Raw genomic sequence first — 16,826 nt, 5'->3', positions numbered from 1 at the left:
ATTTAGTATCGGATTCGGGGGTCGAGGTACGCGTAGAGCACGTCCGCGACGAAGTTCGCGAGTATCACGGCGACGCCGATCAGGAGGACGATCGCCTGGATCACCGGGAAGTCGCGGTTCCCCACTCGATTGACGAGGAGGCGGCCGATGCCCGGATACGAGAAGACGATCTCGACGACGACGGAGCCGCTGATGATGAACGCGACCTGGATGGCGGCCACGGTGACGACCGAGATCAGCGAGTTCCGGAGGACGTGTTTCTGCACGACCGTCCGCTCCGGGAGGCCCTTCGCGCGCGCCGTCCGGACGTAGTCCTTGTCGAGCTCTTCCACCATCGAGGACCGCATCAGTCGCATCAACAGGGCGGTGGAGCCGGTGCCGATGGTGATCGCGGGCAACAGCGTGTACACCAGCATGTCGTAGCTGAGTATCCCCTGCGAGGTCGGCGGGAGGATCGGGAACAGGTCGAGCCAGCTCGCGAAGATCAGGAGCAGCAGCAGGCCGAGCAGGAAGTTCGGGATCGCGATCCCGAGCAGCGCGAAGACGCGGCTGGCCTGATCGATCTTGGTGTTGCGGTAGTACGCCGCGATCACGCCGGTGGGAATCGCCGTGACGAGGGTGACGCCGAACGCCATGATCCCCATCACGAGCGTGTACGGGAGCCGAGTCATGATCTCGTCGATGACCGGGTCGCGGGTGATGATCGACCGGCCGAAGTCGCCGGTCGCAGCGCTGGTGACCCAGTCGATATACTGGATGTACACCGGCTGATCGAGACCGTATTCGGCTCGTATCTCCATCTCCGTCTGCGGATCGAGGTCCGTGAACAGCGTGATGAAGTCGATCGGATCACCGGGGATGGCGTGGACCATCCCGAAGGTGAGCAGGGAGATCCCTAACAGTAGCGGGATGGTTATCAGGCCGCGTTTGAGTACGAATCGTTGAAGGCTCATCGAGGTGAAATGAGAGGGCTATCGGGTGTTCGGGACCGTTACTCCGCCGGGTAGACGATCTCGTCGAGGTGGGGCTTGTACAGCGTGTTGTACCGGTTGCTCGCGTTCGGGTGCGGGCTCCACTGGTCGAGCGACTCGATGTTCTCCGGGTTGAGAACGTCGATCACGTCGCCGGTCCACATGTTCGCCATCGGCACGTCCTGCGCGACGAGCTCCTGCAGGTCCTGGTAGATCGGGAGCCGCTCCTCGGCGCCGAGGGTCGTCTGCCCCTCGGTGATGAGCTGGTCCATCTCCTCGTTCTCGTAGAGGTTCCAATTGAACCCGTCGGGGACGTGCTGACTGGAGTGGAGCAGCTGGTTCACGTGGCCGTCGGGGTCGGAGCCGCCGGTCCAACCGATTCCGACGACGTCCGTGCTGGCCGCGGCGCCCTCGGGGTCGAGCAGGAACGGGACGAGGTCGTCGAACGCGCGGACGTCGAGCTCCGCGTTGAAGTACTCGGTCTCGTCCATCGTCTGCTGGATGATCTCCATCCACCGCTCGCGGGTCCGGTTGACGTTGGTGATGAAGGAGACGTCGAACGGCGCCTCGATGTCCTCCTCCTCGAACGCCTCGCCGATGAGTCTGAGCCCCTCCTCCTCGTCCTGGCCGACGTACTCGTCGAGGAGGTTCTGCTCGTGTTCGGGGTCCCAGAACGCGCCGAGACCGGGGCTGATCGGGGCCGCGAGCTCGGTCGCGTAGCCGCCGAAGACGGCCTCGATGACGTCCGACTTCGGGAGGAGACGGGTCATCCCGCGCCGGAGCTTCTCGTTCGTGAACGGGCTCTGGTTGACCGGGTACGAGATGAAGTCGAACCCGACGGCGCTGCCGGTGACGACCTCGCCGGTCTGGTTCTCCCACTGGTCGAGCTCGAACGGGGCCGCGTTGTCGATCATGTCGAGCTCGCCGGCGGCCATCGCCTCCTCCTGAGAGACCTGCTCCGGGATGACCCGGAACGTGACCTGGTCCCACGGCGCCGTGCCGGGGTACTCGTCGCCGTCGTACCAGTAGTCCTCGTAGGGGACGAGGACGGCGCGGTCCTCGGCCGAGAACTCCTCTAGCTCCCACGGGCCGGTCCCGAGGGTCTGCTCGGTGAAGTCGTGCTCGTCCTGCTCCGGGTTCTCGCTGATCGCGTCCGTCTTGCTCGTGAGGATCGGGACCGCGGCGAGGTCGTTCAAGAAGGGCGCGTGCGGGTCGCTCGACGTGATCTCGACCTCGTAGTCGCCGAGGATCTCGACGTTCTCGATGAACGAGACGTCGGCGTCGTTGGTCGTGCCGCTCGTCCGGTTGATGGAGAACGCGACGTCCTCCGCGGTGAACTCGTCGCCGTTGTGGAACGTGACGCCCTCGCGGAGCTGGAACCGGAAGGTAGTGTCGTCGACCTGCTCGTACTCGGAGGCGAGCTCGCCGCGGATCTCGGAGTAGTCGAAGGTCAGTGCGACCAGTCGCTCGTACGCCATCGTTCCGACGACGGAGTTGGAGGTCGCGTCGGTGATGATCGTCGGGTCGAACGTGCCCGGATTCGCGGCGGCCGAGGCGACGAACTCGTTCGTGCCGTCGCCGCCGTCACCGCCGTCGGATCCGTCGCCGCCGTCGCCGCCGTCGCCGCCGACGCAGCCCGCCAGACCGACGACGCTCGCGCCGCCCATCGCGGCGAGAACTCGTCGGCGAGTCGTTGCCGATCGCGTCTGTCCGTTGTCGGAATGAGACATACCCACACGTACGCGTCGTCTGTTAAAAACCATTCTATTCTTTATCGCAAACCACCGTCCGTTCAGTAATCCGCCGGTTCTGTTTCGATAAGCGGTATTGACACGAACGATCATCGAGGGTGTGAGGGACGTGTGACAGCGAAACGGACCCTCGTCCGGGAGGAAAACATAGGGGACGCCCCGCGAGGACGAGGGAGCCAGGTGCGGAATCGCGTGGCCGGGGCCGATTAGACCGAATAGATCCGGTCCGACGTTTATAATGTGGGGCGCCGGATCGAGGGTGTGGAACCAGACTTGGACCGGTTCACTTCTCGCCGATCGACGGTGTACGGTCAGCGCGGCGTCGTCGCCACCAGCCAGCCCCTCGCCAGCCAGGCCGGGATCGAAACGCTTCGCGAGGGCGGGAACGCGTTCGACGCGGCGGTGGCGACGGCGGCCGCGCTCAACGTCGTCGAGCCGACGTCGACGGGGCTCGGCGGCGACGTCTTCGCGCTGTACCGAACGGCCGACGGCGAGGTGGGATCGATGCGCGCCTGCGGCGGCGCGCCCGCCGACGCGACGATCGAGAACGTCCGCGACTCGCTGCGGGAGACCGACGACGTCTCCTCGTACTACCCCGACGACGGCGGCTACGCGGTCGACGACACCGACGAGGCCGGCATGCCGTTCTACGGTCCCCACGCGGTCACGGTTCCGGGCACGGCCCGGGGCTGGGAGGCGACGATCGAGGAGCTCGGGCGGCTCACCCTCGCCGACGCCCTCGAACCGGCCATCCGATACGCCACCGAGGGGTACCCCGTCTCCGAGGTCATCGCGTCCTACTGGGCCGGCGCCGAGGAGCTGTTCACCGACGACCACGCCCGGGAGGCGTTCCTGTTCGACGGCGAGGCGCCCGCGGTCGGCGAGACGGTCACGCTCCCGCGGCTCGGCGAGTCGATGGAGAAGGTCGCGGAGCACGGCGCAGACGTGGTGTACGAGGGGGAGATCGCCGAGGCGATCGCCGGGGAGATCCAGTCGCAGGGCGGGTTCATGACCGTGGACGACCTCGCCGACTTCGAGGTCGAGTGGCCCGACCCGATCTCGACGACGTACAACGGCGCCGAGGTGTACGAGCTCCCGCCGAACAACCAGGGGCTCATCGCGTTGGAGGCGCTCAACATCGCGAGCGAGCTCGGCGCCGGCGAGCACGGCTACGACACCGCCGACCGCGTCCACTACTTCGCCGAGGCGTTGAAGCTGGCCTTTCACGACGGCCACCGTTACATCGCCGACCCCGAGTACGAGGAGATCCCGCCGCTCGGGTCGGCCGACTGGGCGGCGGAGCGGGCGGCCGGCGTCGGGCCCACGGCCGACCACGACGTCTCGTTCGGCGTACCGAACGCCGACGCCGAAGACGCCGACACGGTGTTGCTCACCGTCGCCGACGACGAGGGGAACGTCGTCTCCTACATCAACTCGCGGTTCGCCGGCTTCGGCTCCGGGCTCGTCGCGGGCGAGACGGGGATCGCCCTCCAGAACCGCGGCGCGTCCTTCTCGCTCGACCCCGAGCACCCGAACAGCCTCGAACCCGGTAAGCGCCCGTTCCACACGCTGGTCCCCGCGATCGTTCGCCTCGGCGAGGACGACTGGGCCGCCTTCGGCGTGATGGGCGGGTACATGCAGCCGCAGGGGCACGTGCAGGTGATATCGAACGTCGTCGACTACGACATGCCGCTCCAGCGCGCCCTCGACGAGCCGCGGTGGCGGTACCGCGAGAGCGGCGAGCTGGGCGTCGAGCCGCACTTCGACGACGACGTCACCGCGAAGCTGGTTCGGAAGGACCACGACGTCAGAACGCTCTCGCCGGTCCAGTTCGGCGGCGCGCAGATCGTCCGCAACGAGGACGGGGTCCTCTCGGCCGCCACCGAGCCCCGGAAGGACGGCAACGCGCAGGGGTACTGACTCGGGGCGCATCGGGCGACGAGCCGAGAGGAAGCCCGCGGTCGAGAGGCGGCCCCTTCGACCATCGGGTCGGCCTCGCCGCGTTGACACCGTCTTTCTCGCCGCGTTCACACCGCCTTTCCGTCGCCGCCTCGACTATCGGTGACCGATGGGCCCGCGGTGACCGGTCGAGCGGGGCGGCGTGTTCGGCAGTCGAGCGCGCATGTGGTTATATTCCTCAGACACTACTTATGTGTCTAAACACGGCATACGTCGGTGGATTTTGGGTAGAAAGCGTCTTATAGGTTGATTCATACGCTATAATGAGGAGTGTTATCACGTGAGTGTCTCTGAAACGTACGTTCGATACCGCCGAACCCTCAGCGAGGAACCGCTCGCCATCGGGGTCCTGCTCGTGGCCCTGTGGATGGCGTGGTCGCTCGTTTCCGGGCTCCTGACCGGGGGGATTCAGATCAGCAGCCTCGCGTCCCTGATCTGGGACGGGTTACTTCGGGGCCTGATCATCGGTCTGGCGGGTATCGGACTCTCGATGACGTACAGCATTCTCAACTTCGCGAACTTCGCGCACGGCGACTACCTGACCAGCGGGGCGTTCGCCGGGATGGCGACCAGCTACCTCATCGCCGGGATCGGCGAGAACAGCGTCGGCGCGCTCCTGCTCGTCGGCGCGGGCGGGTCGGTGTTCGGCGGTGCGCTCGGCATCGGGGTCACGACCGCGCCGGTCGCCGTCGTTGTCGGGGCCCTCGTCGCCGGCGTCGCCACGATCGCGCTCGCGCTGCTGATCGACCGGTTCGTCTACCGGCCGATCCGCGACGAGAGCGGTATCGCGCTGCTGATCACCAGCATCGGCGTCGCGTTCGCGCTCCGGTACCTGCTCCAGTTCGTTTTCGGGGCCGGCGTCCGGGGAACGACGGCGGCGGGGTCGGTCCCGCGCGTGAGCGTGCCGGCGATCGACGGGACGTTCCGGGTGACGGCCCACGACGCCGCGCTCGTGGTCGTCGCGGGCGGCCTCATGCTGGGGGTTCACCTGCTGCTCCAGCGGACGAAGCTCGGGAAGGCGATGCGCGCGATGTCCGACAACGAGGACCTCGCGCGGATCACCGGGATCCCGACCGAACAGGTCATCCGCACGACGTGGATCGTCGGCGCCGGGCTCACGGGCGTCGCGGGGTACATGTTCATCCTCTGGAAGGGGACGCTCGGCTTCAACGACGGATGGCTGCTGCTGCTGCTCGTGTTCGCCGCGGTCATCCTCGGCGGGATCGGATCGATCTACGGCGCGATCGGCGGCGGGATCATCATCGGACTGACCGCTTCCGTCTCCGTGATCTGGATACCATCGGCGTTCGGCCGTGCGGCCGCGTTCCTGGTGATGATCGTGATCCTACTGTTCAAGCCTGAAGGCATCTTCAGCGGGAGGACGACGGCATGAGTGTCAACGACCTCCGCGGGCGGTTCGAGGGGCTCTTCGAGCGGGACGTGACGCTCGTCCTCGCCGTCCTCGGCGCCCTCTACCTGGCGTACATCGTCGCCGGAGTCGCGTTCGGATACGGGCTCCGGGGACAGCTGAATTCGATCGCGAACCTCACGTTCTACATCGGCGTGTTCGGCATGCTCGCGCTGGCGTTGAACCTCCACTGGGGGTACACCGGACTGTTCAACATCGGTATCGTCGGCTTCATGGGAATCGGTATCTACACGACTGCGCTGGTCTCGAAGCCGCCGGTGGCGGGGGGCGCCGCGCAGGTCGGCGGGTTCGGACTCCCGCTGTTCGTCGGCGTCACCGCCGGCGTGGTGATGGCGGGCCTGTTCGGGCTTCTCGTGGCGCTGCCCGCGCTCCGACTCCGAGCCGACTACCTCGCGATCGTCACGGTGGCGTTCTCGGAGATCATCCGGTTCACGATGATGTCGCGGACGTTCCAGACGTTCACGGTACCGGACACCATCGATCTCTGGCTGTTCACCTTCGACCCGACGGCCGACACGGTCGGCCTCGGCGGCGGAGGCGGACTCATCTTGAACTACACGAACCCGCTCGAGGCACTGCTTCGGGGCCTGTTCCTCTGGGAGCCGTACCTCGGCTTCGTCTCGTTCGTTCAGGCGAACTTCATTTCGAACAACCCCAAGCCGGTGCTCGACGGACTCCTCTACGGGATCCTGCTTCTCATCGGCGTCGGGCTGTTTTACCTACTGCTCTCCCGCACCGGGAAGTCGCCGTTCGGACGCGTTTTGAAGGCGATCCGCGAGGACGAGGACGTCGCGAACGCGCTGGGGAAAGACACCGACCGGTTCAAGCTCACGGCGTTCGTACTCGGGACCGCGCTGATGGGGCTCGGCGGGATCCTCTGGTACTCTGCCCGCGGGAGTGTCACGCCGCCGTCGTTCCGGCCGAACATCACCTTCTTTATCTGGATCGCACTGATCATCGGCGGCGCGGGATCGAACACCGGGAGCTTCCTCGGCGGCGCGATCTTCGCCGGCGTGTTGTACCAAGGCCCCCGGTACGTCAAGAATCTCGTGGAGACGGCATTCGAACTGGGCAACGCCCCGCGGAACTTCGGCGAGGCGATGGCGGGGTTCGCCTCGCTCGACCCGATGCCGTTCGTCCTGTACACGCTCGACAGCGTCAGCCAGCTGCGGCTGGTGATCATGGGCGTGGTGCTGATCTGGCTGATGCACAACCGGCCGGAGGGGCTGCTCGGCCACCGCAAGGAGACCGCGTCGAGCGTCGACCTCGCCCGGCCGGGAAGCGGCACCCCGAGCGAGAAGCCGGCGGCCGCCGACGGGGGTGAGGAGCGATGAGCGAGACCGACGAATCCGCCGCGAGCGAGTCGAATTCGGTCGAAGAAGCGGGGGCAATGGACAGAGCGGAGTCGTCCGAGGCGGGCGACCCCGCCGGCGACGGGTCGTCGCCGGACGCCGATCTGACCGAGGTGATGGGCAGCGAGGCCGACGTCCCGAGCGGGGACGACGGCGGCCGGTACGCGCCCCTCGAAGTCGAAGGGCTCCGGAAGGAATTCGGCGGGATCACCGCCGTCGACGACGTCAGCTTCGACGTGGAGGAGGGGACGCTCACCGGACTCATCGGACCGAACGGCGCCGGAAAGTCGACGACGTTCAACCTCATCACGGGGATGCTCGACCCCACCGAGGGAACGGTCCTGTTCAACGGCGAGGACATCACGGGCCTGCAGCCGCACGAGATCGCGAACCGCGGGCTCGCGCGGACGTTCCAGATCGCCCGTGAGCTGGAGGAGATGACGGTCCTCGAGAACATGATGCTCGCGCCGAAGGGACAGGTCGGCGAGTCGCTGTGGCGGTCGGTCATGCCGGTCACTCGCGGCTCGGTACGCGAGCAGGAGACCGAGCAGCTCGAACGCGTCTGGGAGGTGCTCGACTTCTTCGAGATCGACCACCTCGCACAGGAGTACGCCGGCAACCTCTCCGGCGGCCAGCGGAAGCTGCTGGAGATGGCGCGGGCGCTCCTGACCGACCCCGACGTGCTGCTCCTCGACGAGCCGTTCGCGGGCGTCAACCCGACGCTCGAGAAGCGGCTGCTCGAGCACATCCACGAGCTGCGCGATCGCGGGTACACCTTCCTCATCGTGGAACACGACATGGACCTCATCATGAACAACTGCGAGCGGGTCATCGTCATGCACCAGGGGCGGATCCTGAAAGACGGGACGCCGACGGAGATCAAAGAGAGCGAGGAGGTCATCGAGGCGTACCTCGGGGGAGAGGTATGAGCTTGCTCGAGGTCCGCGAGTTGGACGCCGGCTACGGCGACCTCCAGATCCTCACCGACGTCGACCTCGACGTCGACGGCGAGGAGTACGTCACCATCGTCGGCCCGAACGGGGCCGGCAAGTCGACCGTGATGAAGTCGGTGTTCGGACTGACGACGCATATGGGCGGCACGGTGACGTTCGACGACGAGGACATCAGCGGGACGAAGCCCGAGGACGTGATCCACAAGGGGTTGGGGTACGTTCCCCAGAGCGAGAACGTCTTCGCGGAGCTCGACGTCGAGGAGAACTTAGAGATGGGCGCGTACATCCTCGACGAGGTCCCCCAAAAAGAGCTCAGGATGGTGTACGACCGGTTCCCGATCCTCGAAGAGCGGAAACACCAGCGGGCCGGAACGCTGAGCGGCGGTCAGCGACAGATGCTCGCGATGGGGCGGGCGCTGATGCTCGACCCCGAGCTCCTGCTGCTCGACGAGCCGAGCGCGGGGCTCGCGCCCGACCTCGTCGACGAGATGTTCGACAAGATCGACGAGATCAACGAGACGGGCACGGCGGTCCTGATGGTCGAGCAGAACGCCAAGGAGGCGCTCCGACGCTGCGACCGCGGCTACGTGCTCGCGAACGGGCAGAACCGGTTCGAGGACGAGGGGACCGCGCTGCTGAACGACGAGGAGGTCCGCCGGGAGTTCCTCGGCGGGTAGTCGGTCCCGTCGCGTCCCGACCGTCGGTCCGCGGACTGTTTTTTCTGAGACGGATCGGAAGGCGCGGAAGCGTCGCGTCGCTCGCGAGAGCGTTGCGCGTGCGAACCGCGCCGCTTCTCGGTCGGGTCGTCTGAAAAAACGAGAGCGCTCGGCCGGCCACTCGGTGACGCGTCGGTTCCGATCGCGGTCAGTTCCCGCTGGTGAGCGCCTGTTCGACGACGTTGGAGTACGACGACGATCCGATGTTGAAGCTGATCTGGTCGTACACCTCGCCGTCGAAGGTGTCCTCGAACACGCTGCTGAACCGGTTGGAGAGCTGCTGGCCGTAGTCGTTGTTGACGTACAGCGTCGCGGCGGTCGAGGCGCCGATCCGCTCGGAGGCGACCTGCGCCATGACCCGGCCCTGGAGCTGGTCGCTCGGAGCGGTCCGGAAGATGTAGTCGTCGTCCTCGAGGTTCGTCACCGACAGCGCGGTACTGGACGGCGAGCAGCCGACGACCTCGTTCGGGATGAGCGTCTCCGTACAGACCGGGACGTTCACGCCGGAAGAGGCGGTTCCGCACACGGCGGGAACCCCCGAACTGATCAGTGACTCGGCTCCGGTGATCCCCTGGTCAGGGGAGGTGTTCGTGTCCTCGAACTGGGCGTTCACGGTGAGGTCGAGATCGGACTCGTTCACCTGCTGGGCCGGGATCTCGGCCGCGCGGATCATCGGCTGACCCGTCGACGCCAGGTCGCCGGTCTCGGGCAGCAGGATTCCGACGCTCACTTCGCGACCGAACCCGCCCGGCGACGAGTCGGCGGAGGGACCCGCCCCGTCGGGGTTCTCGCCCTCGAAGTTCTGCGTCTCCTGGACGTCGACGGAGTCAGCGCCCTGTCCGGCGAACTCCCAGATCTGGTAGGCCGCCGACGCCGGGTCGCCGTTCTGATCGAAGTTGACCGCGCTCGACGCGCCCTGGTAGTTGATGTTCTCGCCGTTCGCGGCCGCCTCGACGGCGGCGATGAACTCCCCGGGCCCGTACGCGGTGCCGTCGGGGTTGGCGATGCGACGGAGCTGGTCGCGGATCGCGGTCCCGTTGTTCTCCCCCGCCGCGACGTTCGCCAGGATCAGCGCCGCCGCGGAGTCGTACGACTGCGAGGTGAACACGCCGGGCGTCTCGTCGTACGTGTCCTGATACAGGCTCGCGAACGCCTCCTGGTTCGGCCCGCCGGCCGCCGGCGCGGTCCCGGTGACGTTGTTCATGTCGTTGCCGACCTGCCCGGGTAACGATGGGTCCTGAAGCCCGTCGGGGATGAGGATGTCCTCCGCCCCGTCGGACGCGGCGTAATAGTCGCGGAACAGCTGAATTCCGCTCTCCGGGTACCCGATGACGACGAGCAGATCCGGACTGCCGCTGCCACCGTCGCCCCCGTCTCCGCCATCGCTGCCATCGCTGCCATCGTCGCCGTCCATCCCGTCGCCGCCGTCTCCGCCGTCGCCGCCGTCTCCGCCGTCGCTCCCGTCGCCGCCGTCTCCGCCCGCACAGCCGGCGAGTCCGACCGCGCCAGCGACACCGACAGTCTTCAACACGTCACGCCGTCGTTTGTGGTATGACATACCCACTCATATAGACCCCTCTCTGATAAGTATATCCCTGTCAACTCCTACACAAGTCCTGTCAATAACTCTCATATAAGGTATATAACTTCCACCGGCGCTCGGGGCGCGTTTCGCGTCGATCGTGCCGAATTTTAGACAGTATCGCTATCGGGGACCTCTGGCCTCGCAGGCCGGCCGGTTCAGAGGGAGACGGGCGCGGCTCGCTCGGGGGTCGTTCCGGAGCGAAGAACCGGTCGTTCGGGTGCGTCCGTCGGTCGGGTCGTCTCGATCAGTCGCCACCGGCGGCGCGCGCGTGCCGCCGGGCGTCCTCGGGCGAGCGGCCCTCGCGGAGCAGCGCCTCGACGAACAGCTCGCCGGCCTTGTACGACGAGCGGACCATCGGCCCCGAGGCGCAGTAGAGGAAGTCGAACTCCTCCTCGGCGACCGCGCGCCACGTCTCGAAGGCGTCCGGGTGGACGTAGTCGAACACGTCGAGGTGCGAGCGCGACGGCCGGAGGTACTGCCCGAAGGTGACGACGTCGACGCCGACCTCGCTGAGGTCGCCGAGCGTCCGGTACACCTCGTGGGCGTACTCGCCGACCCCGAGCATGAGGCTCGTCTTCGTGTGCACGTCGGACGTTCGGTCCACGCGGTCGAGCACCGCGAGCGACTGCTCGTAGTCGGCGCGGCGGTCGCGAACGGGCCACTGGAGGCGCTCGACCGTCTCGACGTTGTGCGCGATCACGTCCGGCCCCGCGTCGACGATCCGGTCGATCGCCGCCGGGTCGCCCTGGAAGTCGGGGATCAGCGTCTCGACGAGTATCTCCGGATCCCGTCGCTTGATCTGGCGGATCGTCTCGGCGAAGTGCGCCGAGCCGCCGTCCGCTAAGTCGTCGCGGTCGACGGAGGTCAAGACGACGTAGTCGAGCCCGATCTCGGTGACGGCCTCGGCGACGTTCTCCGGCTCCTCGGGGTCTAGCGGCTCCATCCCGCCCGTCGCGACGTCACAGAAGTTACAGCCCCGCGAGCAGCGGTCGCCCATGAGCATGAACGTCGCGGTGCCGGGGCCGTCGCGGCCGGACCAGCACTCGCCCATGTTCGGGCAGTTGGCCTCCTCGCAGACGGTGTGGAGGTCGCGCTCGCGGAGGCGCTCCTTGATCTCCGTGAACCGGGACCCGGACGGTGGCCGCGACTTCAGCCAGTCCGGCTTTCGACGGCCGCGTTGCATACCCGAACCACGGCGGCCGAGTGCAAAAACGTGAGGATCACACCGACGAGTTCACCACCGCTCACCCGGGGACAAAACGTATCGTATCCGACACCAATAGCGTTTTATTAGAGGCCCCAGATACGGAACTATCCGATGTTCGACGTCGACAATGAGGCGATCACCGACGGGCCGGTGGGGCGGGTGCTCCTGCTGCTCGCGGCCCCGCTCGTCGCGCAGAACCTCGTTTACGTCGCCAACGCCCTCGTCGACACGTTCTGGCTCGGCCGCGTGAGCGAGGACGCGGTCGCGGCTGTCGGGCTCAGCCTCCCGATCCAGTCGCTCCTCGGCGCGGTCGTCGTCGTCGCCGCGGTCGGCACGCAGCTCCTCGTCGCACAGCGGGCCGGCGGCGGTGACGACGCGGGGGCCCGTCGCGTCGCGGTCAACGGCGGCCTCGTCGCCCTCGCGGTCACGGCGGCCGTCGCGGTCCCCGTCGCCCTCTACGCCGAGGAGCTGGTGCGGTTCCTCGGGGCCGACCCAGCGCTCGCCGGCACCACGGCCGCCTACCTCGCGATAATCGCCGCGGTCCTCCCGGTCGGCGCGGTGGGCGACACCGTCGAGAACTGCTTCACCGCCTACGGCGACACGCGGGCCGTCCTCCACGTGAGCGTCGCGAGCGTCCTCGTCAACCTCGTCGCGGCGCCGACGCTGATATTCGGGCTCGGCCCGCTCCCCGCGCTCGGCGTCGAGGGCGCGGCGCTCGGAACGGTGCTCGCGGGCGTCGCCGGGCTGGTTCACGTCCTCGCGTACGCGGCCGGGATCGGTCGCGACACGTTCCGGCTCACCCGAGACGCCCTCGCCGTCGACGCCGGCGACCTCCGCGAGATCGTTTCCGTCGGGCTCCCGCTGGGCGGCCAGCGCGGCGCGACCGAACTGGTGCGCGTGCTGGTCGTGAGCCTCGTCGCGGTCGCCGGCGGCGCGGCCGGGGTCGCGGCGTACACGGTCGGCGCGCGCGTCGCGACCCTCGCGGTCGTCCCCGCGCTCGGGACCCAACAGGCCGCTCAGTCGATGATCGGCCAGAACCTCGGCGCGGACGCCCCGCGCCGCGCCCGACGCACCGCGACGGTCGGAACCGGGATAATCGTCGGCGCGTTCCTCGCGCTCGGCGCCGTCCAGTTCGCGGTCGCCGGCGGGGTCGTCGACCTCCTCGCCCCCGACCTCACGCCGGGAGGACGGTCGCTCGCGGTGCTGTACCTGCGGCTGCTCGCGGTCTCCTACTGGGCGCTCGGCGGGACCTACACGCTGCTCGCCGGATTCAACGGCGCCTCGCGCACCCGGACCTCGCTCGCCGCCGACGTTCTCAAGTACTGGGGGATCCGGTTCCCGATCGCGGTCGCCGCCGTGCCCGCGACGGCGACGTTCGGGGCGTTCGGCGTCGCCGTCGCGCCGGGACTCGGCTGGGGCGTCGAGGCCGTGTTCTGGGCGGTCGCCGTCTCGAACGTCGTCGGGTTCCTCGGGCTGGGCGCGTACTTCGCGTACACGACGCGGCGGGGGATGTTCGCGAACGCCGCGGACCGCGCGAGAGACGACGGCGAGGGCGGGGCCGCGGGGACCGCGGACGACTGACCGGATCGGAACCGACCGGAAACTGACGGGGCGGAGCCTATCGGAGGTCCTCGGCCTCGACGACGGTCGCGAACTCCCCGTCGAGATGCGCGAGCGCGACGCGGTGGGACGTGTCGGCGCCGATCGCCTCTCCGTCGTACCCCTCGCGGGCGTGGGTCGCCGTCGCGTCGGCGACGACGCGCACGTCGTAGCCGCGGTTCTCGGCCTCGCGGGTCGTCGTCGAGACGCAGTGGTCGGTGGTGAGCCCGCAGACGACGAGCGACTCGTGGTCCGTCTCGCGGAGCCACGCGTCGAGCCCCGAGTCGAGGAACGCACCGTTGACCGACTTCTCGAAGGTCGGTTCGCCCTCGGCGGGCGCCGTCTCTGACTTCCACGCGAACCCCGGGGCGTCGGGGCGGAGCGGCGAGTCCGGCTCCGTCGAAGCGTGTCGGACGTGCGCGACCGGGCGGTCGGCCGCGCGCCACCGGTCGAGGAGCGCGCCCGCGACCGCCTCCGCGTCGGGGTTGTTGCGCTCGCCCCACCCCGGCTCGTCGAAGCCGACCTGGAAGTCGATCAGCAGGAGGACCGCGTCGTCGGGGGGCGCGGAGCCGCCCTCCGAGCGGGCCGAGTCGGCGACGTCCGCCTCAGTCATCGTCGAGCCCCGAGGTGACGGCCGCGTCGGACTCGGAGGCGCTCTCCGAGGGCGGCGACTCCGCGAACCGGCGCCAGGCCCCCGGTTCCAGCAGCGCCTCGGGCGCTTTCGGGTGCTCCCGGGTCGGCGTCAGCGGACAGGCGTCGGGGCTCGCCGCGTCGTCCTCGCGGAACAGGTACTGCGTCCACTCGCGGTCGCCCTCGACGCCCCAGTCGCCGAGGTCGGCGTGGGGACAGACGCCGTCGTACTCCTCCATGCGCCCGCGGATCGCCTCCCGCGCCTGTTCGCCGGCCTCCGTGTCGGCGGTGATCCCCTCGAAGACGGCGCGCGGCTGGACGGTGATCTCCAGCCCGACGGGCGAGTAGCGGCTCTTCCGCTCGTCGTAGAAGGGCGCTCGGGAGGTCGGAAACAGCGGCTCGCCGCCGAAACAGAACTCCCAGCGCGGGGTGTCAGGGTCCGTCGGGATCTCCTCCGGCCACGGCTCCGGGTCGTGGACGTGGAGGAACTCGAGGACGTGCCACAGCCGCTCGTGGTAGTGCGCCTCGCCCCGGTCGCCGTCGGGCGGTCGGAAGAAGACGGCGAGGGGAGCGCGGTCGGCGTGGTCCTCGTAGGCGTCGAGGTACTCCAAGAGGACGTCGCGGAACCGGAGGAGCGCGGCGGGGTCGGTCGTCGACTCGCAGGCGGCGTACAGCAGGTCGCCCTCGCGCTCGACTTCGATGCCGAAGTAGCAGGGGAACGGCGAGCCGTCGCGCTCGCCGAGCATCGACTCGCGGAAGGTCCGGTAGTGCTCCCGCAGCCACCCGGGCGCGTCGTCGAGCCGATCGTGGAGCGCCCCTTGGTCCAACAGCACGCCCTCGGTGCCGGGCTCGTTCATACCCGCAGTCGGTGGTAAACGGTCTTTTGACTTTCGGCGACCGGTGTCACCGGCTCTCACTGTCGATCGGGAGGGTATAGGTCACCAGCGCCGTGATGGCGCGCCGGAGTCGTTCGGTGACGGCCTGGTCGGAGATACCCAGCTCGTCGGCGAGCTCCTTCGTCGTACAGCCGCGCGGGATGTCGTAGTACCCCATCTCGATCGCGAGCGTGAGCGCCTCGAGCTGCGGCTCCGTCAGGCCGAGCCACGGCTGTACGTCCGGCTCAGAGGGGTTGTACACGCGCGTCACCGTCATTTCGATGCCGGCCTCCTCGCAGTCCGTCGAGAACGCGCTGAGCGACTCGTGGGTCGGGAACCGGACCTCGAACGTCCACGACGCCGCCGATCCGACGGCGCTCAACATCTGTCCGTCGTTCGATTGCACGGCGCTGACGAGGTGGTCCTGGTTCGCGTCCCAGTCGAGGGTGAACAGCGTCCGCTCCTCGAACGCGTCGACCCGCGTGGCCTCCTCGACCGACGGGTGGCGCTGGACGCTTTCGACGAACGACTCGCGCGTGGAGTTGCGGATCCAGAACAGCGGGACGGAAGCCTCGCCGAGCGGGACGAGCGTCTCGAGCTCGATGGTGGAGTCCCCTTCGACGGAGAGGATCTGGCCGAGCTCGAAATCGCTGGACAGGACGCGGAACTCCACGATTACACTCATCAGTTGGCTCCGGTGATCCGTTTTTTGTTCCCGTATAAAGAAGGAGAGCTTGGTATATCAGGGTTTGGACGATAGCGGGACGTGACGCGGGAGATCCACGCCGCGACGGCGCTGCTTGGTACACCATCGTCGTCGGTTATGGGCGTCGCGCGTCACCGTTCGGTATGGCCACGGTCATAGAGTTCACGAGCCCGGCGGATGAGTTCCCGCTGGGACGGTCTTCGGGAACCTCCCGGGGGCGACGGTCGAGCTGGAGCGGCTCATCCCGAACGGGAGGCTGGTCGTCCCCTACTTCTGGGTCCGCGGCGCGCGCCCGGCCGACATCGAGTCCGCGTTCGAGGCCCATCGCGGCGTCGCCGGCGTCGATCTCGTCGACGACGTCGACGACGAGTACCTGATGCGCGCGGAGTGGGACGACGACTACTACGGCGTATTGAACGCGCTGGCACACGCCAACATCGCCGTGCTCTCCGGCGCGGGGACGCGGGACGGCTGGCGGTTCGAGGTCCGCGGGGAGGACCGCGAGGCGATCGGCGAGTTCCGGACGGACTGCCAGGACCGCGACATCGACATCGGGATCACGGCGGTCCACTCGCTCCTGCCGGTCCAGGGGGACGGGTACGACCTGACGGAGACCCAGCGGGAGGCGCTCGTGTTGGCGTACGAGCGCGGCTACTTCGACTCGCCCCGGACGGCGTCGTTAGAGGAGATCGCGGCGGAGCTCGGCATCTCCCAGCAGTCGCTTTCCTCCCGGATCAAACGCGGCCATCGCCGGCTCATCGAGGGGACCGTCGCCCCGGCGTGACGAGGAGGCGATCCCCCTCCGACGGGGACAGCCACTCGTTATAAATACCTACTGTACTAACAGTAGTACAGTTGAACCGACGCGGCCGGTTCGATCTACGCATGTATGTTAGTGATAGCGGTGCTACCCTCGATTCGGTCATTTTCGGTCCGAGCTCGGTGACGTCCCCGGTGCGACCCGTCCGAGCGGAACTCTCGTCCGTCGAGAGCGACGGAGCGCGGTCCGCATGAGCCCCGACGACGACGCGCCGACGGCTGAGGCGGAGTTCCGCGACGAGCTGCAGACGCTGCTCCGCGAGGCGCACGACGG

Annotated in this window: 13 protein-coding genes and 1 pseudogene; 7 read left to right on the top strand and 7 right to left on the bottom strand. The window is 68.1% G+C overall.

Annotation, left to right across the window (positions count from 1 at the left end; all coding sequences use genetic code 11):
* Positions 1–2 precede the first annotated feature (2 nt).
* Positions 3–953 carry an ABC transporter permease gene (locus tag DJ73_RS04910; protein WP_094523550.1) on the bottom strand — a complete coding sequence of 317 codons (951 nt, stop codon included), beginning with the start codon at positions 951–953 and terminating at the stop codon, positions 3–5.
* A 38-nt stretch (positions 954–991) separates the two neighbouring features.
* The gene (locus tag DJ73_RS04905; RefSeq protein ID WP_141211987.1) at positions 992–2,701 is read right to left on the bottom strand and encodes an ABC transporter substrate-binding protein; all 1,710 of its coding nucleotides are present in this window, start codon (positions 2,699–2,701) and stop codon (positions 992–994) included.
* A gap of 282 nt (positions 2,702–2,983) precedes the next feature.
* On the opposite strand from DJ73_RS04905, the gene ggt reads away from it, so the two are divergent.
* The 5 genes from ggt (at position 2,984) to DJ73_RS04880 (ending at position 9,092) form a co-directional block, all read left to right on the top strand.
* Positions 2,984–4,642, top strand: coding sequence for a gamma-glutamyltransferase (gene ggt / locus DJ73_RS04900; RefSeq protein ID WP_094527181.1), 1,659 nt, complete (start codon positions 2,984–2,986; stop codon positions 4,640–4,642).
* A 319-nt stretch (positions 4,643–4,961) separates the two neighbouring features.
* A complete protein-coding gene (locus DJ73_RS04895) occupies positions 4,962–6,074 on the top strand; it encodes a branched-chain amino acid ABC transporter permease (RefSeq protein WP_094523544.1) in 1,113 nt (370 codons plus the stop codon).
* Positions 6,071–7,444 carry a branched-chain amino acid ABC transporter permease gene (locus tag DJ73_RS04890; RefSeq protein ID WP_094557424.1) on the top strand — a complete coding sequence of 458 codons (1,374 nt, stop codon included), beginning with the start codon at positions 6,071–6,073 and terminating at the stop codon, positions 7,442–7,444. Before DJ73_RS04895 ends, DJ73_RS04890 begins: the two co-directional genes overlap by 4 nt.
* Positions 7,445–7,578: 134 nt before the next feature.
* Entirely contained in the window at positions 7,579–8,391 is an 813-nt protein-coding gene (locus tag DJ73_RS04885; protein WP_094523700.1) for an ABC transporter ATP-binding protein, read from the top strand.
* Positions 8,388–9,092, top strand: a complete 705-nt coding sequence (locus tag DJ73_RS04880; protein ID WP_094557423.1) for an ABC transporter ATP-binding protein — start codon at positions 8,388–8,390, stop codon at positions 9,090–9,092. Before DJ73_RS04885 ends, DJ73_RS04880 begins: the two co-directional genes overlap by 4 nt.
* Before the next feature lie 187 nt (positions 9,093–9,279).
* Here the strand turns inward: DJ73_RS04880 and DJ73_RS04875 are convergent, their stop codons facing one another.
* Together DJ73_RS04875 and lipA are read right to left on the bottom strand one after the other, a co-directional pair.
* Positions 9,280–10,689 carry an ABC transporter substrate-binding protein gene (locus DJ73_RS04875; protein WP_094557422.1) on the bottom strand — a complete coding sequence of 470 codons (1,410 nt, stop codon included), beginning with the start codon at positions 10,687–10,689 and terminating at the stop codon, positions 9,280–9,282.
* Between the two features lie 271 nt (positions 10,690–10,960).
* Positions 10,961–11,899: a lipoyl synthase gene (lipA, locus tag DJ73_RS04870; protein WP_094557421.1), complete on the bottom strand. Its 939-nt coding sequence runs from the start codon at positions 11,897–11,899 to the stop codon at positions 10,961–10,963.
* A gap of 135 nt (positions 11,900–12,034) precedes the next feature.
* Between lipA and DJ73_RS04865 the strand changes: the two genes are divergently transcribed.
* Positions 12,035–13,504 carry an MATE family efflux transporter gene (locus DJ73_RS04865; RefSeq protein ID WP_094527187.1) on the top strand — a complete coding sequence of 490 codons (1,470 nt, stop codon included), beginning with the start codon at positions 12,035–12,037 and terminating at the stop codon, positions 13,502–13,504.
* 37 nt (positions 13,505–13,541) lie between these two features.
* On the opposite strand, the gene DJ73_RS04860 is transcribed toward DJ73_RS04865, so the two are convergent.
* The 3 genes from DJ73_RS04860 to DJ73_RS04850 are packed head-to-tail and all read right to left on the bottom strand — an operon-like array spanning position 13,542 to position 15,712.
* The gene (locus DJ73_RS04860; RefSeq protein WP_094523533.1) at positions 13,542–14,135 is read right to left on the bottom strand and encodes a cysteine hydrolase family protein; all 594 of its coding nucleotides are present in this window, start codon (positions 14,133–14,135) and stop codon (positions 13,542–13,544) included.
* On the bottom strand, positions 14,128–15,009 hold the full coding sequence (locus DJ73_RS04855; protein ID WP_094557420.1) for a YqcI/YcgG family protein: 882 nt from the start codon (positions 15,007–15,009) through the stop codon (positions 14,128–14,130). The genes DJ73_RS04860 and DJ73_RS04855 overlap by 8 nt, the downstream gene beginning before the upstream one ends.
* Positions 15,010–15,055: 46 nt before the next feature.
* Entirely contained in the window at positions 15,056–15,712 is a 657-nt protein-coding gene (locus DJ73_RS04850) for a helix-turn-helix domain-containing protein (RefSeq protein WP_094527189.1), read from the bottom strand.
* 164 nt (positions 15,713–15,876) lie between these two features.
* On the opposite strand from DJ73_RS04850, the pseudogene DJ73_RS04845 reads away from it, so the two are divergent.
* Positions 15,877–16,517, top strand: a pseudogene (locus DJ73_RS04845) (helix-turn-helix domain-containing protein).
* Positions 16,518–16,826: the final 309 nt, after the last annotated feature.

Origin of the sequence: Halorubrum sp. Ea1 (assembly GCF_002252965.1) — an archaeon.
Classification (GTDB): domain Archaea; phylum Halobacteriota; class Halobacteria; order Halobacteriales; family Haloferacaceae; genus Halorubrum.
The sequence above is the reverse complement of the archived record's forward strand: the minus strand, read 5'-3'. Positions and strand labels throughout refer to the sequence as shown.